This is a genomic window from Microcystis sp. MC19, assembly GCF_003019735.1.
Lineage (GTDB): Bacteria > Cyanobacteriota > Cyanobacteriia > Cyanobacteriales > Microcystaceae > Microcystis.
In genome coordinates this window covers 2428603-2453491 of sequence record NZ_CP020664.1, presented here as the reverse complement: position 1 = coordinate 2453491, position 24889 = coordinate 2428603, and the positions used below count along the sequence as shown (strand labels likewise).

General features: G+C 43.4%; 22 protein-coding genes and 1 CRISPR repeat array. Of the genes, 13 read left to right on the top strand and 9 right to left on the bottom strand.

Annotation, left to right across the window (positions count from 1 at the left end; all coding sequences use genetic code 11):
* Positions 1-161 precede the first annotated feature (161 nt).
* Positions 162-368 carry a hypothetical protein gene (locus B5D77_RS27210; RefSeq protein WP_253257750.1) on the top strand — a complete coding sequence of 69 codons (207 nt, stop codon included), beginning with the start codon at positions 162-164 and terminating at the stop codon, positions 366-368.
* Here the strand turns inward: B5D77_RS27210 and dxs are convergent.
* The 5 genes from dxs to B5D77_RS12360 form a co-directional block, all read right to left on the bottom strand.
* On the bottom strand, positions 365-2275 hold the full coding sequence (gene dxs / locus B5D77_RS12380; RefSeq protein ID WP_008207305.1) for a 1-deoxy-D-xylulose-5-phosphate synthase: 1911 nt from the start codon (positions 2273-2275) through the stop codon (positions 365-367). The two genes, B5D77_RS27210 and dxs, sit on opposite strands and share 4 nt — an antisense overlap.
* A 73-nt stretch (positions 2276-2348) precedes the next feature.
* Positions 2349-3119, bottom strand: coding sequence for a nickel pincer cofactor biosynthesis protein LarB (larB, locus tag B5D77_RS12375; protein WP_008207304.1), 771 nt, complete (start codon positions 3117-3119; stop codon positions 2349-2351).
* Positions 3120-3299: 180 nt separating this feature from the next.
* Positions 3300-5048, bottom strand: a complete 1749-nt coding sequence (locus tag B5D77_RS12370) for a ribonuclease J (RefSeq protein ID WP_008207303.1) — start codon at positions 5046-5048, stop codon at positions 3300-3302.
* Between the two features lie 239 nt (positions 5049-5287).
* Positions 5288-6181 carry a 4-hydroxy-tetrahydrodipicolinate synthase gene (gene dapA, locus B5D77_RS12365; protein ID WP_008207302.1) on the bottom strand — a complete coding sequence of 298 codons (894 nt, stop codon included), beginning with the start codon at positions 6179-6181 and terminating at the stop codon, positions 5288-5290.
* Between the two features lie 409 nt (positions 6182-6590).
* Positions 6591-7628: an aspartate-semialdehyde dehydrogenase gene (locus B5D77_RS12360; protein WP_008207301.1), complete on the bottom strand. Its 1038-nt coding sequence runs from the start codon at positions 7626-7628 to the stop codon at positions 6591-6593.
* A gap of 324 nt (positions 7629-7952) precedes the next feature.
* Between B5D77_RS12360 and tig the strand changes: the two genes are divergently transcribed.
* Positions 7953-9350 carry a trigger factor gene (gene tig, locus B5D77_RS12355; RefSeq protein WP_106908917.1) on the top strand — a complete coding sequence of 466 codons (1398 nt, stop codon included), beginning with the start codon at positions 7953-7955 and terminating at the stop codon, positions 9348-9350.
* A gap of 287 nt (positions 9351-9637) precedes the next feature.
* Here tig and B5D77_RS27740 read toward each other — a convergent pair whose 3' ends face one another.
* The gene (locus tag B5D77_RS27740) at positions 9638-9760 is read right to left on the bottom strand and encodes a hypothetical protein (RefSeq protein WP_256386928.1); all 123 of its coding nucleotides are present in this window, start codon (positions 9758-9760) and stop codon (positions 9638-9640) included.
* 67 nt (positions 9761-9827) lie between these two features.
* Here B5D77_RS27740 and clpP point away from each other — a divergent pair, with 67 nt between their 5' ends.
* The 4 genes from clpP to B5D77_RS12330 are packed head-to-tail and all read left to right on the top strand — an operon-like array spanning position 9828 to position 12941.
* Complete coding sequence (gene clpP, locus B5D77_RS12345) at positions 9828-10529, top strand: ATP-dependent Clp endopeptidase proteolytic subunit ClpP (RefSeq protein ID WP_002736918.1); 702 nt, start codon at positions 9828-9830, stop codon at positions 10527-10529.
* A gap of 11 nt (positions 10530-10540) precedes the next feature.
* A complete protein-coding gene (clpX, locus tag B5D77_RS12340) occupies positions 10541-11875 on the top strand; it encodes an ATP-dependent protease ATP-binding subunit ClpX (RefSeq protein ID WP_008207299.1) in 1335 nt (444 codons plus the stop codon).
* Between the two features lie 21 nt (positions 11876-11896).
* Positions 11897-12106, top strand: coding sequence for a hypothetical protein (locus B5D77_RS12335; RefSeq protein WP_004160464.1), 210 nt, complete (start codon positions 11897-11899; stop codon positions 12104-12106).
* On the top strand, positions 12084-12941 hold the full coding sequence (locus B5D77_RS12330) for an alpha/beta fold hydrolase (RefSeq protein ID WP_106908915.1): 858 nt from the start codon (positions 12084-12086) through the stop codon (positions 12939-12941). The genes B5D77_RS12335 and B5D77_RS12330 overlap by 23 nt, the downstream gene beginning before the upstream one ends.
* A 12-nt stretch (positions 12942-12953) precedes the next feature.
* On the opposite strand, the gene B5D77_RS12325 is transcribed toward B5D77_RS12330, so the two are convergent.
* Positions 12954-13904, bottom strand: coding sequence for an undecaprenyl-diphosphate phosphatase (locus B5D77_RS12325; protein WP_008207294.1), 951 nt, complete (start codon positions 13902-13904; stop codon positions 12954-12956).
* Between the two features lie 370 nt (positions 13905-14274).
* Between B5D77_RS12325 and B5D77_RS12320 the strand changes: the two genes are divergently transcribed.
* Positions 14275-15006, top strand: coding sequence for a glutathione peroxidase (locus tag B5D77_RS12320; RefSeq protein ID WP_106908914.1), 732 nt, complete (start codon positions 14275-14277; stop codon positions 15004-15006).
* Between the two features lie 39 nt (positions 15007-15045).
* A complete protein-coding gene (gene dps, locus B5D77_RS12315) occupies positions 15046-15579 on the top strand; it encodes a DNA starvation/stationary phase protection protein Dps (RefSeq protein WP_106908913.1) in 534 nt (177 codons plus the stop codon).
* Positions 15580-15622: 43 nt separating this feature from the next.
* On the opposite strand, the gene B5D77_RS12310 is transcribed toward dps, so the two are convergent.
* Positions 15623-16906 (bottom strand): protein kinase, encoded by a 1284-nt coding sequence (locus B5D77_RS12310; RefSeq protein WP_106908912.1) that lies wholly within the window; start codon positions 16904-16906, stop codon positions 15623-15625.
* 419 nt (positions 16907-17325) lie between these two features.
* Positions 17326-18179: a CRISPR direct-repeat array (repeat unit 36 nt; unit sequence GTTTCCAACTAATCCTATTTGACCTAATAGGTAAGG).
* A 673-nt stretch (positions 18180-18852) separates the two neighbouring features.
* On the opposite strand from B5D77_RS12310, the gene B5D77_RS12305 reads away from it, so the two are divergent.
* The 5 genes from B5D77_RS12305 to B5D77_RS27735 all read left to right on the top strand — a co-directional run bounded on the left by B5D77_RS12305 (position 18853) and on the right by B5D77_RS27735 (position 23196).
* Positions 18853-19455 (top strand): Uma2 family endonuclease, encoded by a 603-nt coding sequence (locus tag B5D77_RS12305; RefSeq protein ID WP_002737639.1) that lies wholly within the window; start codon positions 18853-18855, stop codon positions 19453-19455.
* Between the two features lie 15 nt (positions 19456-19470).
* On the top strand, positions 19471-20502 hold the full coding sequence (locus tag B5D77_RS12300; RefSeq protein WP_106908911.1) for an SAVED domain-containing protein: 1032 nt from the start codon (positions 19471-19473) through the stop codon (positions 20500-20502).
* A 7-nt stretch (positions 20503-20509) separates the two neighbouring features.
* Positions 20510-21934 (top strand): type III-B CRISPR-associated protein Cas10/Cmr2, encoded by a 1425-nt coding sequence (locus tag B5D77_RS12295; RefSeq protein ID WP_106908910.1) that lies wholly within the window; start codon positions 20510-20512, stop codon positions 21932-21934.
* A gap of 10 nt (positions 21935-21944) precedes the next feature.
* Positions 21945-22928 (top strand): type III-B CRISPR module-associated Cmr3 family protein, encoded by a 984-nt coding sequence (locus B5D77_RS12290; RefSeq protein WP_004268164.1) that lies wholly within the window; start codon positions 21945-21947, stop codon positions 22926-22928.
* A 142-nt stretch (positions 22929-23070) separates the two neighbouring features.
* On the top strand, positions 23071-23196 hold the full coding sequence (locus B5D77_RS27735) for a hypothetical protein (RefSeq protein WP_002757501.1): 126 nt from the start codon (positions 23071-23073) through the stop codon (positions 23194-23196).
* Positions 23197-23367: 171 nt separating this feature from the next.
* Here B5D77_RS27735 and B5D77_RS12285 read toward each other — a convergent pair.
* A protein-coding gene (locus B5D77_RS12285) for an IS630-like element ISMae25 family transposase (protein WP_106908886.1) occupies positions 23368-24545 on the bottom strand; the annotation gives its coding sequence in 2 pieces (ribosomal slippage) (positions 23368-24104 and positions 24104-24545; 1179 coding nt in all).
* Positions 24546-24889: the final 344 nt, after the last annotated feature.

Here is a 24889-nt window from a genome sequence, read left to right as displayed (position 1 = left end):
CAAGTGGCTTTAGAAAACTTTAAGCAATTTCTTGACAAAATTTAACCTTTTTTCTCATTTTTGAACCCTCACAAATTAATTATGCAAGGGGTTTAATCTACTATACACAACTAGGGATACTACGAGAACTAACACTGTCATTGATGACCAACTCATGGCTGATGCTCTTAAAGCTACTGGACTCTCTTATTCTTTGTGTGATAAGTTTGACTTATATAGTAGTGATCGATCTTTGTGTCCTTTGTGTCTCTGTGGTTCGTTCCCCTCACTATTTATTGCCGGCAGTCTTCATTGACTATCTAGAGCAAAAAAAACCAGTCTTCCCTAATTTTTCGGGAAAACTGGCCAAGCTAATCTTGAGATTTTAACCGACGTTAGCGGTTTGTTTTTGGCTAAAAAATGCCGCTAAAACCTGTTGGGCAATCTGGGGACTGGTTAAACCCAAATCAGCGAAGGATTCCTCTGGTGTTGCGTGGTCCACTAATTTATCGGGAACCCCGAAACGCTTGACCGGAACTAGAATATTAGCATCCTGTAAAGCTTCCAAAACCGCAGAACCAAAACCACCCATCAAACAACCTTCTTCCAAAGTCACCACTTTACCAAGACGTTGGGCAAGGGGAAAGATAAGTTCTGTATCAAGGGGCTTGACAAAACGAGCATTAACCACTGTGGCTTCGATGCCGTGTTCGCTGAGGATTTCGGCCACCTGTAGGGAAGTGTTGACCATAGTGCCGTATCCTAACAGGAGAATATCATCGCCACTGCGGAGAATTTCGCCCTTACCGATGGGTAAAGCTTCCCAACCCTCTTCCATCAGGGGAACCCCTAAACCGTTGCCCCGGGGGTAACGCATGGCAATGGGGCCGCTGGTATGATTAATCCCCGTTACGACCATTCTTTGCAGTTCCGCCTCATCTTTCGGGGCCATAATGGTCATATTGGGGATACAACGCAGGTAGGCGATATCGTACATCCCTTGGTGGGTCGGTCCATCGGCCCCGACAATACCGGCCCGGTCCATGCAGAAGAAAACCGGGAGATTTTGAATGCAGATATCATGAATAATCTGATCAAAAGCCCGCTGCAGGAAAGTAGAGTAAATAGTGACAACCGGGCGCATTCCTTCGCAAGCAAGACCACCGGCGAGAGTAACAGCGTGTTGTTCGGCAATTCCCACATCGATGTACTGTTTCGGCAGTTTTGCCTGAAATTTATCTAATCCCGTCCCGGTGGCCATGGCGGCGGTGATACCGATAATGCGCGGGTCATTTTCCGCTAATTTAGTGAGAGTATGCCCGAAAACTTTGGAATAAGCGGGAGGTTTCGGTTTACTGGAGGGAATCGGTTTACCCGTGGCTAAATTAAAGGGATTTTGGGCATGATAACCCACTTGATCTTTTTCAGCTAATTCGTAGCCTTTGCCTTTAACGGTGGCAACGTGGACGAAAACCGGTCCGTGGACCTTATGGGCCTGTTTAAAAGTGGCGATTAATTCGGGAATATTATGACCATCAATCGGGCCAAAATATTTAAAGCCCAATTCCTCAATCACTGCGCCAACTTTGGGAACTGCTAACCGTTTCATTCCTTCTTTGACTCGTTCCATTTCGGGAGTGAGGGAGTCACCGAAGAAGGGTAGATTTTTAAATTGTTCTTCGAGATTATCGGCGATAAACTGGACGGGTTCGCTCAGACGAACTTTATTGAGATAGCGGGAAATTGCCCCGACGTTGGGGGAAATGGACATCTCGTTATCGTTGAGGATAACCATGATGTTGGTGTTCGGTAAATGTCCAGCATGGTTAATCGCTTCTAGGGCCATACCCCCGGTTAAAGCCCCGTCCCCGATAATCGATACTACCTTGAAATCTTCCCCCTTGGCATCCCGGGCTAAAGCCATTCCTAACCCAGCAGAAATGCTCGTGGAGGCGTGTCCAGCCCCAAAATGGTCAAATTTGCTCTCGCAACGTTTTAGATAGCCCGCAACGCCATTTTTTTGGCGCAGGGTGTGAAAATCGTTATAGCGACCGGTGAGGAGTTTGTGCGGATAAGCTTGGTGTCCCACGTCCCAAAGAACTTTATCGCGATCGAGATCCAGGGTTTGGTAAAGGGCGATCGTTAGTTCTACGACTCCTAAACCCGGTCCCAAATGTCCACCGGTAGCGGCGATCGTCTGGAGGTGTTTTTCGCGAATCTGACGGGCAATATCTTCTAATTGACGGATTGACAAACCATGTAACTGGTTGGGATGAGTAATTTCACTTAGTTGCATATCGGCTTCTTTCTCAAAGTAGTTTATCCCTATACCAACTGTATAGGATTTTCAGCCTGAGATGAGGGAAAATCTAGGCTAATCTGGCCGCCGTGCGTAAAATTTGGCCGGCTAACATGGCAGCCCCAAAACCATTATCTATATTAACCACACCGATGCCGACCGCGCAGGAATTGAGCATAGTTAACAAAGGAGCAATACCGCCGAAACTGGTTCCGTAACCGATACTGGTGGGAACGGCGATCACCGGGCGATCAACTAATCCCGCTACCACACTTGGTAAGGCTCCTTCCATTCCCGCAACAACAATTAACACATCGGCGGCATCCAGTAGATGGCGATGATTCAAAAGGCGATGAATTCCCGCCACCCCCACATCCCAGAGACGCTGCACGGAAAAACCGCATAATTGAGCAGTAACCGCCGCCTCCTCCGCTACGGGAATATCGGCAGTTCCCGCCGTTAGGATGGAAATTATCCCTTTTGGGGGATTTTCTGGAGCGGCTGCGGCAATGGCACAGATGCGAGCTAAGGGATAATAAACTAAGTCTGTTACCTGTTCCTGTAGCTGGGCTGCTATCTCTGCTTCAATGCGGGTGGCCATAACCACGGGACTATTTTGACGCAAAACATGGATAATTTGGGCGATTTGAGCGGTGGTTTTACCCGGCCCCCAGATAACCTCCGGAAATCCCGTCCTTAATTGACGATGATGGTCAATCTTAGCGAAGTCTTCCACCGGTTCAAAGGCCAGATGTTTAAGTTTATCTAAGGCTGTCTCCGGGTTAATTTCTCCCCTGGCAACCGCGGTCAGCAGCGATCGCAAATCGGCAGCATGGAACATGACAGTTATCAGTTATCAGTTATCAGTTATCAGTTATCAGTGGGTAAGTTAACAGTTATCAGATTTGAGTTTTAAGTGAGCAGTATGTGTTAAGTGACCAGTATTAAATAGCAGTTTCTTGCCATCTTTTCACTGTTTACTGATCACTGATTACTGATTACTGCTCACTGCTCACTGCTATTAGGAGGCCATGGTGGCTGCGGGACGACGGCGGCGATAAGTACGATTGTTCGCTGGTTCCGTTGCCGCCGCTTGTAGGAGGAAGATCACTAGAGGTTGACTCTGTAACTCCCGTTTGATTAAACGCTGCAAAGTCGTCTCGATTTCGGCCCGCAAACCGGCCCAATCCTGAATCCCCGTGGCGGTTTTAAATTCACCGATGCGATCGCTTAAACAGCGTTCGATCGCCCGAATAATTAACTGATTCAGCAGCGAGATTTCCACTTTTGTCACCACACCGCGCAAATTAATCTCTGGAGGTGCGCTTAATTGTCCCTCCCCGTTAACGAAGGCCGCGATCGTAATCACACCATCTTCAGCTAACTGTTGTCTTTCCTGCATAATGTGTTCGTGGACTACACCCGCTTGATCGACTAACTCGATTCCCGAAGGCACTGGCGCGCCGAGACCAATGCGATCGCCAGTTAACTCGATCGTGTCACCATTTTTGACAATTACCATATTTTCGGCGGGAATACCCATACTTTGGGCCATCTGAGCGTGTTTGACCAGCATTCGGTGTTCTCCATGCACTGGCACAAAAAACTTCGGCCGGGTCAAAGATAGCATCAATTTATGGTCTTCTTGGGAACCATGGCCGGAAACGTGAATTCCCTTATCGCGTCCGTAAACCACGTTAGCACCCTGCATCATCAGGCGATCAATTGTATTGACCACGGCGATGGTATTACCCGGAATCGGATTAGCGGAAAAGACAATCGTATCCCCCTGACGCACGCGAATATGAGGATGTTCACCCTTAGAAATCCGCGTCATGGCCGCTAAAGGTTCCCCCTGGGAGCCTGTGGTTAAAATGACGATTTTATCATCGGCTAAATTGCGGGTCGCTTTTAAGGGTTCAAATAGATCGTCGGGACATTTTATATACCCCAAATTACGCGCATGAGCGATGACATTTAACATCGATCGACCCACTACCACCACTTTCCGGTTAAATTTCTGGGCCAATTTCAACACCAGATTAATCCGATGCACCGAGGAGGCAAAGGTAGTGATCATAATCCGTCCCGTTGCTTGGTTAAAAACCCGCTCTAACCCAGGATAAACGGAAGCTTCCGAGGGAGTATAACCGGGTACTTCTGCGTTAGTGGAATCACTCAATAAACATAGCACCCCTTTCTCGCCATGTTCGGCAATTTTTTGTAGATCAAAAAACTCACCATCCACGGGAGTATGGTCAATTTTAAAATCTCCTGTGTGAATAACTACCCCTAAAGGAGTGTGAATTGCTACACAAAAACTATCGGCGATCGAGTGGGTATTGCGGATATATTCCACCATGAAAGATTTACCTAAACGCACCATTTGCCGAGGAGCAACGGTTTCTAATTTGGTACGATTTGCTAATCCTGCTTCTTCCAATTTATCCCGCAATAAAGCCATCGCTAGGCGCGGACCGTAGATAATTGGTACATCAAATTGTTTGAGATGGTAGGGAATGCCACCGATATGATCTTCGTGACCGTGGGTGACGATCATACCCTTAATTTTATGGCGATTTTCCCTTAGATAAGTCATATCGGGAAGCACTACATTCACCCCGTGCATATCATCGGAAGGAAAAGCTAAACCAGCATCGAGGAGAATAATCTCATCATCGTATTCAAAAACACAGGTGTTTTTGCCGATTTCGTGTAATCCTCCTAGGGGAATGATCTTTAGTTTTGCTTGGGTTTTATCTTGACTCATTAGGTATCCTTTGATGGTAAGTTATGGTGATTTTTTCGGTGGTTTTTGTAGATGGTAAATCTCAAAAAATGAATAGTTGGAATTAAGTTTAACTAGGAGGATAACACCTAGTTAAGTTCACTTATATCAATACTTTCTGACCGTTCTAAACTATATTTTTCTTCTAGTTAAGCTATTAACATTATAACCTATTTCTCGAAAAAATCCTAGTTTAGTGAGCAAGAATTTCTAGTATTTTTCTAGATTAAAGCCAATTCTTGCATAATTTTTGCTAATCCTTCTTCTAGATCGGGACTTAAGGAACATAAAGGAAGTCTTAGACCCCCCACTTCCCAACCAACTAGATTTAAGGCCGCTTTAATTGGAATTGGATTAGTGGCACAGAATAAACCTTTAAACAACGGAAATAATTTCAAGTTAATCTCGGTCGCTTTGGCCGCATCTCCGGTTAAGAAAGCTTGAATCATTGCTTGGATTTCTTCTCCCACTAGATGACTGGCAACACTGACCACTCCCACCGCACCACAGGTCATCAGGGGTAAGGTGAGAAAATCATCCCCGGAATAAATAGCGAAATTTTCAGGAGTATGACAGTAAATCTTGCAGGTTTGTTCTAAATTACCACTAGCTTCTTTTACCGCCACAATATTATCAACTGCTGCCAGTTTAATAATCGTTTCTGGGGTCATATTTTGACCCGTACGACCGGGGATATTATAAAGCATCACCGGCAGATCGGGACAAGCTTTGGCAATGGTCAGAAAATGCTCGTATAAACCCTCTTGGGGAGGTTTATTGTAGTAAGGAACCACTTGTAAAGAACCATCCAAACCCAGTTTAGCGGCCTGTTGACTAGCTTCGATCGCTTCGGAAGTGGAATTAGAACCCGTCCCCGCGATCACTTTTCCCCGACCATTAACTGCTTTTTTGACAATACTAAATAGTTCGTATTCTTCCTGCCAACTTAGGGTGGGGGATTCTCCCGTCGTCCCACAGACCACTATACCATCGCTACCGTGAGTAACTAGATAATCGGCCAACTTTTCCACCATAGCATAATTAACTTGACCCTCGACGGTGAAGGGAGTCACCATCGCCGTAATTACTCGTCCAAAATATGTTGTTTCACTCATTGATCAGTTATCAGTTATCAGTTATCAGTTATCAGCTTCTGAAGGCAAGAGGCAAAAGAAAGAATCTGGCAATCCGCTTACCTAAAAAGAAGGTTAGAAACTAAGTACATCGAGGCTTTTAGCTTAACAAATTAGGTTTTAGATTCGGTCTTTGTTATCGGGTTTTGAGCGTTCAACAATCAGCCTTTATTTATCCGATTAATTAGCTATTTTTCTAGTTAACCTCTTGCCTCATTAATTTTTGAGGTTTCAAAAACGGCAAAAATAAGGATTAAATTGCATAAAATTATTCATTCTTAATTCTCCTGACTACTGACTACCGGATCCTAACCCTAACAACCATTTTTGATTTTTACCAGAGGTCTAATTATTATCGCCTTGACCTAGCTGAAGGCCGATGGCTTAATTATCAAACTGTTGCTAATCTTGAACCGACGAGATTTTTCTTGACTAAAAGTTCGGCAATTTGTACGGCATTTAAAGCCGCACCCTTGCGAATTTGATCGCCGCATAGCCACAATTCTAGACCGTTAGGATGGGATATATCTTGACGAATGCGTCCCACTAATACTTCATCGCGACCACTAGCATCAATTGGCATGGGAAAATAATTAGCGTCCCAATCTTCCACTAATCTTACCCCCGGAGCGGACTGAAGAATTTCTCTAGCCTTCACCACAGAAAAAGGCCGACTAAATTCTAGGTTAACTGATTCCGAATGGGCCCGCAGGACGGGAACCCTCACACAGGTGGCGCTAACCCGCAGCTCTGGACAAGCAAAAATCTTGCGGGTTTCGTTGACCATTTTCATTTCCTCCTCGCAGTACCCTTGACCATTAATCGGGGTATTGTGGGGAAAAAGATTAAAAGCGAGGGGATAGGGGAAGGAATTAGTGGGAGGTTGCCGATTGTCAAGAATTGCTTGTGCTTGCTGTTTTACCTCCTCCATGGCTCGGGCCCCAGCACCACTGGCGGACTGATAAGTAGAAACTACTACTCGCTTGATCGCCTGTACTTGGTGGAGAGGCCAGATCGCCACTCCTAAAAGAATTGTCGTACAGTTGGGATTAGCGATAATGCCTCGGTGATTGTCCACACTGTCGGGATTGATTTCCGGGACAACTAAAGGCACTTCGGGATTCATGCGAAAAGCGCTGGAGTTATCGATCATCGTCGCACCCGACTCGACAATAGTTTTCGCCCAAGCTTTCGAGGTGGACCCCCCCGCAGAAGCAAGAACGATATCCACGTCCTGAAAAGAGCGCTCGTTTACCGCTTCGATTAGCAGACTTTCGCCCTGAAAATCGAGGCTTTTTCCAGCAGAACGCTCGGAAGCGAGTAATTTTAGACTAGCGAGAGGAAATTGACGACTAGCTAATAACTCTAGTAATTCCGTTCCCACGGCCCCGGTGGCCCCTAAAATAGCGACCCGTACTTTTTGACTCAAATTGTGTGACCTCCTGACGAGTTGGGTGATGATAATGATCCGAAGAAATCGTTAAAGTAAAAAATCTTTTTTGTCCACCGAGTTATTCTAAAACTTGGATTCATCGGCCTTTGATCAGCAAAATTTTCTGATTGGGCTTAACTGCCCCAAGGACGGAATAAATTAAATATACCCCATTGACCGCTAAAATAAAAAGATTGTGACAGCTTGGGGAGCAACTGCAGCTATTCCCCTAGAATATCATGAGCGGGAGGGATCCAGCGCCGGCGCAAACACCGCTCACCCTATTATAAACGTTCCTTGTCGTAAGAGCTAGAAAAATCGATGAAAGTTATTCAGGAAAAGCTTCCTGCCAGTCAGATAGGTTTAGAAATTGAAATTCCCGCCGAAACCACGAAAAACACCCACGAGCAAGTGGTCAAGAATTTAGCGAAGTCGGCCAATATACCCGGTTTTCGCCCCGGCAAGGTTCCCCGTCAGATTCTTCTGCAAAGATTGGGAACTAAAGCGGTAAAAGCGGCAGTAATTGAGGAATTAATCGAAAATTGCCTCGAATCTGCCCTGAAACAGGAGGGGATCGAGTCCCTGGGTAATCCCCAGCTATTGTCTAAGTTTGAGGATTTGATCGCTGCCTATGAACCGGGTAAAGCTTTGACTTTTTCAGTTTCCGTGGATGTGGCCCCGACAATTGTTCTCGGAGATTACGAAAATCTGAGCGTTACTGCCGAAGAAACTGTTTATGATCCCGAATCCGTGGAAAATTGGTTTAAAGAGCGTCAAGAACAGTTAGCAACATTGGTTCCCGTGGAAGATCGCGGGGCGCAGCTGGGAGATGTGGCGATTGTTGATTATCGAGGCAAATCCGCCGAAACCGGCGAGGATATCCCGGATATTGACGGCGAAGATCTGCGGGTGGATATGGAAACCGGACGCTTTATCGAGGGGATGGTAGAAGGAATTGTCGGCATGAAACCGGAAGAAGTCAAAGAGATGACTTTAACTTTCCCGGAAGATTATCCCAAAGAAGATGTGGCGGCAAAAGCGGTAATCTTTACCATTACGATGAAAGAGTTAAAAGCCAAGGAATTACCAGAGCTTGACGACGATTTTGCCCAAGAAGTCAGCGATCAGGAAACAATCGCCGAATTAAGAGCAAGTTTAGAGAAACGTTTCCGAGAAGAAGCGGAGAAGGAAACCAAAGACAGCATTTATGATGCTTTAACTCAGGAATTAGTCAAGGGTGCGACTTTAGATTTACCGGAGACGCTGATCGAGAAGGAAGTGACGCATATTTTGACCCAAAGCTTCATGCAGTTCCAACAAATGGGGCTAGATGTCAACCATTTGTTTACAAAAGATAATATTCCCAAAATGCGGGAAAGCACCCGTCCCGATGCGATCGAAAGTCTGAAACAGACTCTGGTGGTGCAGGAATTGGCTAAAGTCGCCGGCATTGAAGTCAGTGCCGAAGCGGTAACGGAAAAAATCGCCAAAATCATGGCGCAATTGTCCGATCGCGACATAGATATGCAGCGTCTGGAGCAGGTGATCACCGAAGAAATCCTGGCGGAAAACACCCTGGCATGGCTGAAAGAAAAAGCTACTATCACCCTCGTCCCCAAAGGTTCCCTAGAGGAAGAAACAAGCGAGGAGGAGGAAACAGAAGAAACCTTCGCATTCACCGAAGTGGAAGTGTTGGCAGCTGAGGCTGAGGAAGAATAACCGTAAGGAGTTAGCAGTCGTGTTGGGGTGTTGGGGTGTTAGGGTTTTGGGGTATTAGTTTAATTCCCCCATTCCCCCATCCCCCCATTCCCTGATAACTCAGCAATTCTAAATTTGCGCTGTAGCAAGGGTTTCAGGTTTTAGTTCACGTAATACGGGGTAAAATTCAACGGGATTAACAAGTTCATTTTACGAGTCTTCAGGCTTTTAGGCATGATAGTACACTCAGAATTGCCCCAAAAACCCCCTTTTAAATGTTCTTTAAATCCCTAAAAGGCTTGCTGTGTCTAAAACTGATAACTGATAACTGATAACTGATAACTGATAACTGATAACTGATAACTGATTCCTGCCAACCGGGGGAAACTTAGGGCATAATAGATGGACAGAAGTGCTAAAGATGCTGACACATTTGCCAGTAAAAGCTCCACAGCCAAGCAAAAACCCTAAGATTGTGATAGCGGAACCGAAAAAATTATGCTCGAATCGAGATCACCTGACTACCCAATTACCAGTAATTGTCGCCCTGCTATCTACGCCAACACGGGGAGAAACTCCCTAGCTAACGTTTTACCCGTGGTAATCGAACAGTCTGGCATGGGTGAACGGGCTTTTGATATCTATTCTCGACTCTTGCGCGAGAGAATTGTTTTTCTGGGAACTCCCGTCGATGATCAGGTCGCTGATTCGATCGTCGCCCAACTCCTCTACTTGGAGGCAGAAGATCCCGAAAAAGATATCCAACTTTATATCAACTCCCCCGGTGGTTCCGTTTATGCCGGACTGGCTATCTACGACACCATGCAACAAATTCGCCCCGACGTGGCGACAATTTGTTTCGGTTTAGCCGCTAGTATGGGAGCATTCCTGCTTTGTGGTGGCGCGGCAGGTAAACGGATGTCCCTACCCAGTAGCCGGATCATGATTCACCAACCCCTCGGCGGCGCCCAAGGTCAAGCTAGTGATATCGCCATCCAGGCCAAAGAGATCCTCTATATTAAACAGAGACTCAATACCATGCTGGCTCACCACACCGGTCAACCCTACGATCGCATCGCCAACGACACCGAACGGGACTTTTTTATGTCGGCCGTCGAAGCCAAAGAATATGGGTTAATCGATCTGGTGATTTCCCGTCCCGAACTGCCCGATCCTACCGTTCCCGTTACTTCCCTGTAAATTAATAAACTATGTCTAAATACGACTCCCACCTCAAGTGTTCATTTTGCGGCAAATCCCAGGAACAAGTGCGAAAATTAATCGCCGGGCCGGGGGTCTATATTTGTGACGAGTGTGTGGAACTGTGTAACGAAATTCTCGATGAGGAGTTGATGGAACCGCCCAGTCCGGTCGCCCCAGTGGAGGAACGTCCCAACAAACGGCGATCGGGCCAAAATAAAACCACTTGGGAACAAATTCCCAAACCAAGAGAGATTAAAAAATACCTCGATGACTACGTTATCGGTCAAAATGAGGCGAAAAAAGTGCTGTCTGTGGCCGTTTATAACCATTACAAACGCCTCAAAGATATCCAAACCCAAAAAGCCGGTGGCGGTAGTCCAGAAGATAGCATCGAACTGCAAAAATCCAATATTCTGTTAATTGGTCCCACAGGATCGGGAAAAACCCTTCTGGCTCAAACTCTGGCCAAAATCCTCGATGTACCTTTTGCTGTCGCCGATGCCACCACGTTAACCGAGGCCGGTTATGTGGGGGAAGATGTGGAAAATATTCTCTTGCGTCTGTTACAAGTGGCAGATTTAGACGTGGAAGAGGCGCAGCGGGGCATTATCTACATCGATGAAATCGATAAAATTGCCCGCAAGAGCGAAAATACCTCGATTACCCGGGATGTGTCCGGAGAAGGTGTTCAGCAAGCTTTACTGAAAATGTTAGAGGGAACGATCGCCAATGTTCCCCCCCAAGGCGGCCGCAAACACCCCTATCAGGATTGTATTCAGATTGACACCAGCAATATCCTGTTTATCTGCGGTGGGGCGTTTGTTGGTTTAGATAAGGTGATCGATCAGCGTCTCGGTAAAAAATCCATGGGCTTTATTCAACCGGGAGATGGCCAAGCTAGTAAGGATAAGGTAGCGGCAGGGTTATTAAAACAAATGACTCCCGATGATTTAGTCAAATTTGGCATGATTCCAGAGTTTGTCGGTCGGATTCCCGTCCTAGCGGCACTGTCACCCCTGGATGAGGAAGCTTTAATCGCTATCCTGACGCAACCCCGCAACGCTTTGGTGAAACAGTATCAAAAACTGTTGAAGATGGACAATGTACAGTTAGAGTTTAAATCTGATGCCGTCCTAGCGATCGCCCAAGAGGCCTATCGTCGCAAAACCGGGGCCCGGGCCCTACGGGGTATTGTCGAGGAATTAATGCTCGATGTCATGTACGAATTGCCCTCGCGCAAGGACGTGAAACGCTGTTTAATCACCCGCGAAATGGTGGAAAAACGTTCCACGGCAGATCTATTGGTTCATCCTTCCTCTCTACCCAGTCAAGAATCCGCTTAAGGGGAAAAATCGAGGTTAACCATGCTGAACACCGTTCCTGCGATCATCAAAGAAGGCCGGATCGAACTCCTCGAATCCGTGCCGATTCCGGAGGGTACTAGGGTTTTAGTCACCCTCATCCCGGAGGAGACAAACTCGGATTTCTGGCAAAAAGTCAGCGAAACTGCACTGGCTAAGATTTGGGATAATCTGGAAGACGACATCTATCATGAAAACTCAAATAATCGATAAAACAATCACTGTTCGCGGTGTTCCCCATTATTACGAGTGGATTCGACAGTCGGAATCTCCCCAAAAAAAGCCAGTGATGGTGTTTATTCATGGTTGGGGAGGATCGGGACGCTATTGGCGATCGACGGCTGCGGCAATTTGCGATCGCTTTGATTGTTTATTGTACGATATGCGGGGTTTTGGTCGGTCTAAATTGCCGGAAAAATCCTCCGATCTTTCCTACGATTTAGAAGAATATGCCCTTGATCTAGCATTGTTTTTAGATAGTTTGGAAATGGAAAAAATCTATCTCAATAGTCACTCTATGGGGGCATCGGTGGCGACTTTTTTTATTACTATGTACCCCGAAAGAGTGGTGAAAGCAGTTTTAACCTGTAATGGCATTTTTGAGTATAATAAAGCGGCTTTTGCTGCCTTTCATAAATTCGGTAAGTATGTGGTACAGTTTCGTTATGATTGGTTTTTAAAAGTACCTTTTGCCGATCGATTATTTATGGCGAGATTCTTGCATCGATCGATCCCAAAATTAGAAAGAATTGCTTTTTTAGAGGATTTTTTAGCGGCAGATTACGAGGCCGCCCTAGGCACAATTTATACATCTGTGAGTAAAAAGGCAGTGGAAATTATGCCGGGTAAATTTGCCGAGATTAAGATACCAACTCTTTTAGTATCGGGGGAAAAAGACATTATTATCCCCGCCAAAATGGGCAAAATGGCGGCGGATTTGAATAGTAATATCCAGTATGTGGAGATGGCTAATACTGCTCACTTTCCCATGTTAGAAGATGCCCCTACTTATCTACAAAAATTGCAAGATTTTTTAGAAATTAATTAGAATGCCAAAAGGTCAGGAAAAACGACCCAAGGCCACACCAATCAGGATAGTAACCCCGAAAAAGAGACGATACCAGACAAAAACCCAGGTACTCTGTTTTTTGAGATAATCTAATAACCAAGCGATCGAAAGATAGGAAAATAGCGCCGAGGAAATTACCCCAATAGCCAGGGGAATTAATTCACTGGTGTTAATCTGGTCGAGAACTCCTTTAAATTCCACTAAACCGGCTAAAGTTATCGCCGGAATCCCCAACAGAAAGGAAAATCGCGCCGCTACGGCCCTTTCTAAACCCATGAATAACCCGGCAGTTAAGGTGGACCCAGAACGAGATACCCCCGGTATTAGGGCTAAAGCTTGGGCTAATCCCATTAAAACCCCGTCTTTTTGTCGCAAAGTCTCAAAACTGCGTTTATGTTTCCCGATTTTTTCGGCCGTACCTAAGAGTAAAGACATGACTATAGAGGCACAGGCGATCGCAGTCATGCTTCTCAGGGGGGAATTATCTAAATCGGGAATGAAAAGTTTCATTAACAAACCGAAGAAAACGATCGGAATTGTGCCTAGGATAATCCCCACGGCCAAACGAAAATCCTGGGAACGATAATCGGAACTAGCCACAGCTTTCACCATTCCCGTGGATATTTGCCTTAAATCCTGCCAAAAATAGGACAATACCGCCGCAATACTGCCCAATTGAATCACTGCCGTATAGGTGACACCGGGATCTCCCCAACCCAAAAAGACGGGAATCGCTTTTAGATGAGCGGTACTGCTAATCGGCAAAAATTCCGTCACTCCCTGCACGAATCCCAAAAAAATTGCCTGTAACCAGTTAATTTTTGCCAGAGGTATGGCGCTAGTGGTTGATTGGGCAATGACGGCGGGTGTAATCGCCAAAATCACCGTTATTATCGCTAGTCCTAGCCATTTATAGCTTTTTTTCAGGAAGGGAAACATCATTTTTCAGTAAAAAAAGGGGTGGGGTGTGGGGAGAAGTGGGAATTATGAATTATCAATTATGAATTATGAATTGGGAGGTGGGGAAGTGGGGAGAAGGGAGACAGGAGACAGTATACAGGAGACAGAAGTAACTGATAACAACGGACGAATCTAAAACCTTATTTGTTCAGCTAAAAGCTTTGATGTACTTAGTTTCTAATCTTCTTTTTAGGTGGGAGAATTGCCAGATTCTTTCTTGGAGGCCCTTGCCTCTTGCCTTCAGTAACTAATTTAAGTATAAATACTTGTTGACAACTCATAGTCGTTATGAGTACACTTAATTTAGATAAACTCGAAATGAGTACGACTTAGCAATTAGGAGTTGATGATTATGTTACCAAACCGAGAAGGGAAGAGAGTTCCCGATGTCACCTTTCCCGTGCGTCAAAATAATCAATGGGTGAACATCACCAGCGAGGAATTATTCAAAGGAAAAACCGTTGTTCTTTTTGCCTTACCCGGGGCATTCACTCCCACCTGTTCCACCTCCCATTTACCCGGATATAACGAATTAGCCCCAGTTTTTCGGGAAAATGGCGTAGATACTATTGTTTGCTTGTCGGTGAATGATACCTTTGTCATGAACGAGTGGGCAAAGGACCAAGAATGTGATAATGTCGTCTTGATTCCCGACGGTAACGGCGAATTTAGCGCAGGAATGGGGATGTTAGTCGATAAAGCTGACTTAGGTTTCGGTAAACGTTCTTGGCGCTATTCGATGCTAGTCAAAGATGGTGTTATCGAGAAAATGTTCATCGAACCGGAAGAACCGGGAGATCCTTTCAAAGTCTCCGATGCGGAAACGATGTTACACTATATCAACCCAGAAGCCAAAAAACCGCCTTTAGTCTCTCTTTTCTCGAAAGTGGGCTGTCCCTACTGCCTCCGGGCTAAGAAAATGTTAGAGGAAAAAGGCCTACAATACGAAGAAATTATCCTCGGACGGGATGCCACCAGTCGTTCTCTGCGGGCCATGAGTGGCAATACCACCACCCCACAAGTCTTCATTGACGGCAAATTAATTGGCGGTTCGGAAGAGTTAGCAGCTCATTTAGGAGCATAATTAATCAGCTATTCTGTTAACTGATCAAGGAGAAAGATTATGGTAGCCACTCCAGTCAAAACCAAAACCACGGGACAATACTACGCCACCCGCATCGATTTAGCATTAGATATCCGCAAAGCTGTGGTTGAAATCCTAAGCCAAACCCTTGCCGCTAGTTTAGACCTAAAAACTCAGGTTAAACAGGCCCACTGGAATGTAAAAGGTTTAAATTTCTACCAATTGCACAGCCTCTTTGACGAAATGGCCACGGAATTAGAAGGCTATGGGGACATGGTAGCAGAACGGATTACCGCTTTAGGTGGAACCGCTTTGGGAACAGCGCGCATCGCCGCCGCTAACTCGATTCTGCCGGAATATCCGGCTGATATCGTCGATGGTAGTGAACATATCGTTGCTTTAGCCGAACGTTATGCCTTATACGCCGCCCATCTTCGTTCTGCTATTGATACCACTGGCAATCAAGGGGATGCCGACACAGCAGATCTCTATACGGAAATTTCCCGGGACATCGATAAACGTCTCTGGTTCCTAGAAGCGCATCTGATTAAATCGGAAGATGTTATCGGTTAATTTATAGATAAATTTGGGGTGTGTTAACGTAGCTTAATACACCTTAAATTCTCGTAATCGGTAAACGTAGCCAATCACTTAACTGTTGTGCCAACCAATCTAATTCGGCTTCGCTAACATCTTCACTGGCAGTGATAATATATTCTCGATGGTTGGCAACGAGAACCAGAGAAGGAGGAATAATATTAACATTTTCTCCCTGCATAGTGACAGTGACATTGCGACGAATGAGACTATAAATTTCGGAACTAGCAGCATCGGCAGTTAGTTTAAATTTCAGCCCCCAGAGTTTTTGATAGAGAGAAACTTTTTTGGGGGTAATTTTTAACTCTAGTTCCCCCTGCCAAAAAGATTTCCATAACTGCCAAGATAAACTAGAGGAGATTAAATTGAGCAGAAAAATTAGGATAATTGGGATTAAAAAAGCGACCAGTTTGAGATCATAAATACCGACTATGGTTAAGAGAATGATCGTAAAGAATAGGGATGGTAAAAACTGTCTTAACTGGGTTTTGAGATTATTGAAAAACTTTTGTTTGGTTTTACTAGCGATTTTTATTTGCAGGAGATTATCTTTTTTATAAACAGTAACTTCGCTGCCGTAGGGTTTGGTCAGATTACCAATAGATACTAAGATCAATTGACAACTATATAAGCTGGCTAAAGCTTCTGTCACCGAACGAAAATGAGAGTCTGGGGGGGAGTTTGATAATCTTTTTAACCAATAGATGAAAAAAGCGCTTAGATTAGTTTTTTGTTCAAAGTTTTCGGGTATGTAACGATGCTTAATCCCCGTGGCTAAACTAATCAAACTTTTACCTATATCCTGTAAGTCCGTGGTGGGAGAATCGGAATCAAAGGCAAAATCAACTAGATAAAAACGATGGGACTGGGTATCAAAGAGGATATTACTAAGTTTAATATTGCCGTGGTTAATGGGGACATCCTGCTGATGGAGATAGGAGAGAATCTCCAAAAGATATTTGGCAATTTGTTTGAGATCTTGTTCTGCTAACAAATAACTGGAGTTAAGATAGTTTTCTAAAGGCTGCGCTGATAAATAAGGTCGGACAATAGCGATGATTTGTTCTTGGGATGAATCTATCTCAAAGCTATCGAGGTATTTGGGGAGAGATGGGTGGGAGAGTTGTCGCAATAGGGCAATTTTACCGGTTATTTCTTCGATAAACTGACTCCCTTGTCCCCTAGGAACAGAAATAAGTTTAATGATAACTAACTGGGTGGTGTGTCTGTCCCTAGCTAAGATAGTTTTTTTTCCCAGTAACTGTTGGACTTGATAACGACTATGGAGAACTCGATCGAGCATGGGGGAGAATGGAGTAAGTAGTATCTCTAGGATAGCTCACTCTGGAAACCCTAGCCGCTATCTTTAGCATCCTTTTAATATTTTAACAATTGATTAAAAATTGCAACTTTACCTAGAAAGAACTGCTAGGGCAGTCCTATTTGAGTTATTTTAATTATCTATTCGCCAAGGCTGCCAGCAAGGGGAGAGCAAAAGGGAACGGTGAGCATTTCTAAGACTGTCATGACTTTTTATTGTTAGGAATCCTAACGGATTGCTGAACATATTACTTTCTTAACCATGTTTTCAGTTTTAGCGAACACTCACGCCTAATTGTAGCATTTTTATCGATTTTTGTCAAGATATATTTGACATTTTTTATCTTATTTATTTGCCAGGATTTATTAGAAAAAGGGTTTCTTTTAGAAACCCTTTTTCTGCCTTTCAACTAATCCTATTTGACCTAATAGGTAAGGTCCTTCGAGTCTATCCAAGGAGATTGTTACAAAAAGGATGCCGCGTTTCCAACTAATCCTATTTGACCTAATAGGTAAGGGGTGTCCAATTTGGACGCTATTTGGCAGGAAAACTTCTATGGGTTTCCAACTAATCCTATTTGACCTAATAGGTAAGGTTGTTTTTTTCTTACGAGGCGAGCCTTCGCTAGTAAAATGTTGTTTCCAACTAATCCTATTTGACCTAATAGGTAAGGTGGTTTTTCACATACTACTACCAAATCACTTTGGTGTTTCCAACTAATCCTATTTGACCTAATAGGTAAGGTTTTAGCTGATAGAGTTGAAAATGGCGAAATTATCGGGTTTCCAACTAATCCTATTTGACCTAATAGGTAAGGTTGTAATCCATGTTCACCTATCATGGGATGCTTCTTCGTTTCCAACTAATCCTATTTGACCTAATAGGTAAGGAGCATATTTTTGGTCGGGCTGTGGACATCAAACCAGCAAGTTTCCAACTAATCCTATTTGACCTAATAGGTAAGGCCGTGCCGCCATCGAAATCCAAACAGCTATCCAGCTGTTTCCAACTAATCCTATTTGACCTAATAGGTAAGGAGCGTTTTATTCGCTAGGTGTCATAAGCGCGCTATTGCTGTTTCCAACTAATCCTATTTGACCTAATAGGTAAGGCAGCCATCATTGGGGTAACGTACAAAGTCGCTATGTTTCCAACTAATCCTATTTGACCTAATAGGTAAGGTTGCTCAGAATTTTATTCTGGCGAGTGGAGGTTTTTTGTTTCCAACTAATCCTATTTGACCTAATAGGTAAGGAGTACCCCTTGGAAAGTCTCATCGAGAGGGGAAGACAGACCCCCAAATCGACGCACCTGCAAAAAGAGGGTTAAAAAGTGGTCCTGGGGGGGGTAAAAGTCCCGATACCAAAGGGTAGAACCCTGACTGGGAGAGCAATCGACGCACCTCAACCAGAGAATCGGGGTTTTAGGTCGGGGAGGGGGTGCATCGATTTTCAGTCAAGAGTTAGGGGACAAGCTAGATGATGTAGAGATTTGGGGGTGGTTGAGGAGGAGAACCTCCCATCACCAACAATCTAGAGACAGCTTCTTCGGGAATCCCATAGAAGCGCACATCATCCTCTTGAGGATTGACCCTTTCTACTACTTTAGCGTACAGTTTCCGCCTCTGGATGTGTAATTAATTTTGCTTAAGTAATTATCTGTAATTAAGTAGCTGGTTATAATTAAATTAAAAATGGATTTTAGGTTCGATCCCCCCTGCCCCCCTTGATAAGGGGGGTGCCGATAGGCGGGGGGATCTGACAATTTTTAACGCCTACCTACTTAATTGTCTAGCTACTGATTAGGGAGGGTAGCGGGGGTGGGAGTTTTTTTTAAGGATTTTTTAACCCCAAAAATCCCCCGATTCTGGCGAGCAATCAGTATCATGGATAACAACAACAAGCTTTAGGTCTAATCCGATAAAAATCATGACCTATCTATCTCCTAAATTATTCACTTTTGAAGACTTTTTAAACCAGTATGGAGATGACCCACGCTATCAATTAATTGACGGGGAGTTGCGAGACTTGGAACCCACTGGACATCAGGAATCCGTAGCGGGAAAAATCGCAGGAAGACTGTGGGGAGAAATCTTGCGATTACATCTACCCTGGACAATTCCTAAAAACTGTTTGCTCCGTCCAGAATCCGGTCAAGCTACTGCTTTACGTCCCGATGTCATCATTTTAGATGAAGTGGACTTTAGCACCGAACCTCTCTGGGAAAAACAACCAATTTTAACTAGCTCCCCAGCAATTAAATTAGTGGTAGAAGTGGTTAGTAGTAATTGGCAAGATGATTATGCACGCAAAGTTGAAGAATACTCATCTTTAGGTATTGCTGAATATTGGATTGTCGATTTTCGTGGATTGGGTGGCATCTCTTTTATCGGTAAACCCAAACAGCCTACTTTGACTATTTATCAGCTAGAAGGTGATGAATATCAACAAAAATTATATCGTCTTTATGAGCGCATTAGTTCGGCAGTTTTTCCCGAATTGTCTCTGTGTCTTCTCGATATTATGCCCTAAATCTCTAGTAAAATTATGCTGAAATCTCTTAAAAATGTCCTGGGTAATCTGCGTCAATATCCCTATAATATTATCTTTAATCCCCTCACCAATGCAGCATTAGCCATCGCCGCTATTTTAGCACTAATTGCCGATCAATTTGGCCAGGGATATTATCTAATTTTTCTGATTACTTTGGCTCTAGTTATCATCGGTATCTGGCTAGAATCTCAGAAATACGACCTCTATAAACATCAGGCGATTCCTCTACCGATAGTGATTAAAATTGCTAATCCTGCCGATAGTAATAAGGCTCTGCAATCGCTTTTTAATATCATCGAAACAGAAAATAAATACAAAGATCATAAAAATAATCTTGACCAGTATCTCAATATTAGCGAAACAGATTTAATTTTTAACTACTCCTGTGATATTTATGATCAAGAAATGCTGAAAGCTTTTCTGCAAATACTACGCTATAATCTAGAGAAACTTAAGAAAAAAACTCCCCAAAATACTATTATTTATCTTGCCTATATCGGTCCGATTAGCGTCGCTATTATGGTCGGCACTATTCTCGCTACCGAAGGAGTAAAAATCTTTCAATATAATAAATCTTCTGATAGTTATTATCCTGTGGTGGAAATTAGCGATCGCAAACTTAAAGAAGATATTAAGGAATACGAAAAATTTGAGCGTGTTGTCACCGAAAAAGGTCAAGATAGAGTAACTATAGCCATCGATGTTTCTTCCCATAAAATTAATCTTAATGATCAGAGTATTGAAAACTACGGCGATTTAATTTATCTGAAAAGTAAAGGCAGTGGTACAATTGAAAAAAATGAAGATTGGCTACAATATTCTAGAGAAATCTTTAAAACTATCAACATCGCTCAACAAAAAAACTATCAAGAGATTAAGCTAGTTTATTCCATGCCTATAACTTTGGGAATACTTGTCGGAATGGCCGTTCAACAATACTGGCCAATTCTCCTAACTCAATACGAAAATTCTACCTACAGAAATCTTATTAATCTTCAGGAATTTAAACTTTATCGAGGACAATAAAGATAAAATGAACTATACTGTAATTACCTTTGCTCCTGTGCAAGGATTCATCGAAAAATCGCGTAAACTAAGGGACTTATACGGTGGTTCTTTTTTATTATCCTATCTTGCCGATGCTATCTGTCAGGCAGCGGATAAATATCCTGAATGTAGCCTTATTTCTCCGGCTTTAATTGACGTTAAAAGAGGAACTCCCAACCAAATCTTAATCGCGGGTAATTTTCCCAAAAAAGAAGCCGAACAAGTCTTCAATGACGCATGGCAAAAAGTGGTTAATAAGTGTCGGGTTTGGATTGAACAAAATTTACCACAATACAATTATACTTGGCGACGAGAATGGAACCTATGGATTAATCATACTTGGGAATTCTTCTGGGCGCAAGAGGACTCGATCGATTGTGCGTTTAAAAGTCTGCAACAGAAAAAATATCAACGAGATTGGACGGGAATTAATTGGCAAGGAGAAAGTTCTAGCTTATCGGGTTCCGATGCCATTGTTTGGTATGGAATGACGGATCAAACCCATCCTTTATATTCTAGTATTTCCCAACAAAATCAGCAAATCACTGAATTTTATCAACAATTAAGTCAAAAACTTTCTAATGCTATCCTCGATGAAACCGAACGTCTTAGCATTCCCGAATTAGTCAAAAGAATGATTACATTATATGATATTGGCAAGCCTTTAAACCTAGAACTTCCTAAAAAATTTGTGGAACTAAATCGCTACGAGGAAAAATCCTATACAGGATGGTTTCAAGGGGACGGTGACGGGATGGGAAATTACCTAAAAAATCTGTCCATATCCTCAAGAAAAGAATTTAGTCAAAGAATGCGACAATGGGGAGAAGAACTAGAAAATTATCTTAACTTTGGTCGCATTATTTATGCGGGAGGAGATGACTTTCTAGGGGTTTTGTTTTCACAAAAATCAGAACCAAAATTAACCCTACAAGATTGTCTATATTGGTTTGATCAATTTCATCGAGAAATCTGGCCAAAACACGGTTATTCTCAGGATATAACTGTTAGCGTCGGTTTTGTTTGGGCAGCTTCAGGAGTTCCTCAGCGTGACATATTGCAACAATGTCGAGAAGCAGAAAAATCCGCTAAAAATCAAGGTAAAAATCGTCTAGCGGTGCGAATCCTTTTTAACAGTGGTAACTATTTAGAGTGGGTTTGTCCCTGGGAAAACTTAAAAGATATCCTCGATATTTATTGCGATCGCAGTGAAGGAAAAAACTGGACACATTTCTATAATGATATAGCAACTTTAGAAAATCGCCGCGCTTTTACCGATGATAATCACGATATTGCCAATGCAGTTTTTAACCTTTATTTTAATCAAAATATACCCATTGATACCACCTCTCACCAAGATAAAAATAACTGGGTAATTAACCTCTCAAAAGTGGCCAATCATCTCACCTAAACATACAAAAATGCTGCAATATCTGATCATAATTAAACCTTTGGGATTTCTCTACGGTAGCGCCGGTCCGTTTCTGTCTCCAGAAAATCTAGTTGGACGTTCAGGAAATCGTTTTCCCCCCACTGCTGCCACAGTTTCGGGACTATTTGCTCACAGCAATCCCACCAATATTCGCGATTTACAAATTGCCGGCCCTTTTTGGGCAAACAGTGAACAACCAGATAACTTTTTTGTCCCCACTCCCTTTATTTATTTGGCTAAAAAACCCCTCGCAAATTATTTTCAAGACCAAGAAAATAACGACAATGGAAAAATTCAACACACCTTAACATGGCAAGAAAAATGGCAAGAGAAAGACAGTAAACAAATTGAGGGAAAATTCGATCGAGATAGTTGGATTCCTATCAACCAATGGTATAATCCTCAAAAAGCCTATGGTTCTCCGTGGCAATATCATCCCCATCTCCATCCGCGTTTGTTAGAGGAGCAAAGAAAGGTAAAAACTGGAGAATTATTCCTCGAAAATGCCGTCCAGTTACATCCAGATGCTTGTCTAGTTTATTTAGCTAATCAACCCCTAGAAAATGGCTGGTATCGCTTTGGTGGAGAATCCCATCTAGTGGAAGTTAAATCACTTGAACTAAGCAGCCATCTCCAAACTTTATTTAATCAAGATGTCGGTCAATATTTTGCCCTCATTACTGCCGCAATCTGGGGAACAAATCGCCTATCAACTCGCAATCCCAGTGATTGGCAATTAGAAACCCTCAACACCGAAAGACCAATAACCTATCGTTATCGATTCGGAGGAAAAGATAAAGTTAAGCGCTTATCTAGGGGACGTTATGCAGTTCCCGCAGGAACAGTTTATCGCTTAAAAAACCCCTTACCATCTTGGCAAAATTGGCAGGAATCTTGGTTCCCCAGCGAAGGGGTTTCTCTCAAACGTTGGGGCTGCGGATTAGCCTTACCCTTAGAAAATATTGCCAAATAAAGCCTATAATTATTGAGTAGGGTAAATGAGACAAGCATAAGTGATAGCTATGGCAAAACTAAAAACTATATTTCCCCGAAAAGCTTTATTAGATTATTGAAAAAGTGGTAATAATCAAGGCTCAAAAATTAGCAAAAATAAAATGCTGCGTATGTTTTTAGATTTTTTGGTAGAAGATGCCTTTAAAAACCCTTCTTCTCTCACTCCTTACACAGAGGAAATGGCTAAAGAAATCGATGAATTATTAAAGGGTGTTGCAATTGATTAGGAATAAACCTATAAGTAGGTAGGCACAATTATTTGTAGGATGGGTTAGCGGTAGCGTAACCCATGCGGGCGTTGGGTTTCATGCTTCAACCCAACCTACGTTCATTTTATATTTAATTCCACCCACCTACTTAAGTAGGTAGGCACAATTATTTGTAGTGGATTGTTTCAGCTAATTTGGTGCAATAGATTCTCCCGATTCCTCCTCCTCAAACACAGGATAAAGATGTTTCAGCTTGACCCTGGCATCGCTGGTCGTAAACGTCCATATTACTGTAGATGCAGTCTGATTACGTTCTTTTTGCCATGTTTCTATCTCCCTTTTCAGTTCTTCCTTGCTAGAAATCCTTCTATCTAAACATTGCCTCGATAAGACGCTTAGTTCAGTTTCGGCTACATTTAACCAGCTACCATTACGAGGTGTGTAATAAATTTCCAGTCTTCTAGCTAAACGATGAGCAACGGGTGCTGGAAATGCTTCATAAAGCGAGGCTATGTTATGAGTGTTGAGATTATCACAGACGAGCTTGACTTTTCGAGCCTTTGGATAGTCCACATCCAATAATTGACGAATTTCTTCTGCCCAATCTATTCGGGTTCGACTATCTCGGTTACTCACCCGTCTCCATCCTCGATGGGGGTCAAAAAACATGAACAAGGCTTGAACCCCTTCACGACTATAGTGATAGTCTTCTTTTTTATCTTGTCCAGGTTGCATGGGTATCGGAGGGTAAACTTCTCCAAGTAGTTGCTTTGATGCTTCATCCATCGCAATTAACGGTTCTTCTTCCGATGGCTGAGTGCCATACAGGTCAAGGACAACTTCCATCTGGGCAACAAATCGGGCTAAATCCTGTTCCGGAATACAGTATCTTTGGGTTTTCCAAGGGCGTAATTGGTTTTTTTTAGAGTACGCCACACCGTTGGACTGGAAATCTCGGTGATAATTTGTCTTTGTTTGAGTTCCGAGGTTAATAGTCGGATTGTCCACTCGGCTCGGCCAGATGGTGGCTCCGAACAGCACAGGGCAATGATTTGGGCAGCGGCGGCTCCATCAACTTTTGCTGGAGTGGGGGGAGTTTTTCTCGATTTCCGTTCTAATGCTGGTTTTTCGCCTTTTTGAAGAAATCTTTGACGAATACGTCCCACTGTATTTCTATGGACCTCTAAAGCTTCGGCTATTTCTTCATCTGTCCATTTTCTTTTCGCCTGTTCTCCCTCGTCACACATCAGCAAAATCCGAGCGTGGAGAATTTTTTTAGCCGGTGCATAGCCATTACGACTGATTTGTTCGAGGTTTTCTCTTTGTTCCCCTGTTAGATTGACTTTATCTCGCCGACCTCTTCCCATGATTGATGTCCTCTGCTTGTTCGAGCTATTGCCCTATTTTAGCTGAAACAGTCCAGTAGGATGGGTTAGCGGTAGCGTAACCCATGCGGGCGTTGGGTTTCATGCTTCAACCCAACCTAAGTAGTAGTGCAAAATTAATTTCCTAGTGAAGATAGGCAAGAGACAAGAGACAAGAGGCAAGAGGTGGTTAGATATGTGTAATTAATTTTGCTTAGGTACTTACGTTCATTTTATATTTAATTCCACCCACCTACTTAAGTAGGTAGGCACAATTATTTGTAGGATGGGTTAGCGGTAGCGTAACCCATGCGGGCGTTGGGTTTCATGCTTCAACCCAACCTACG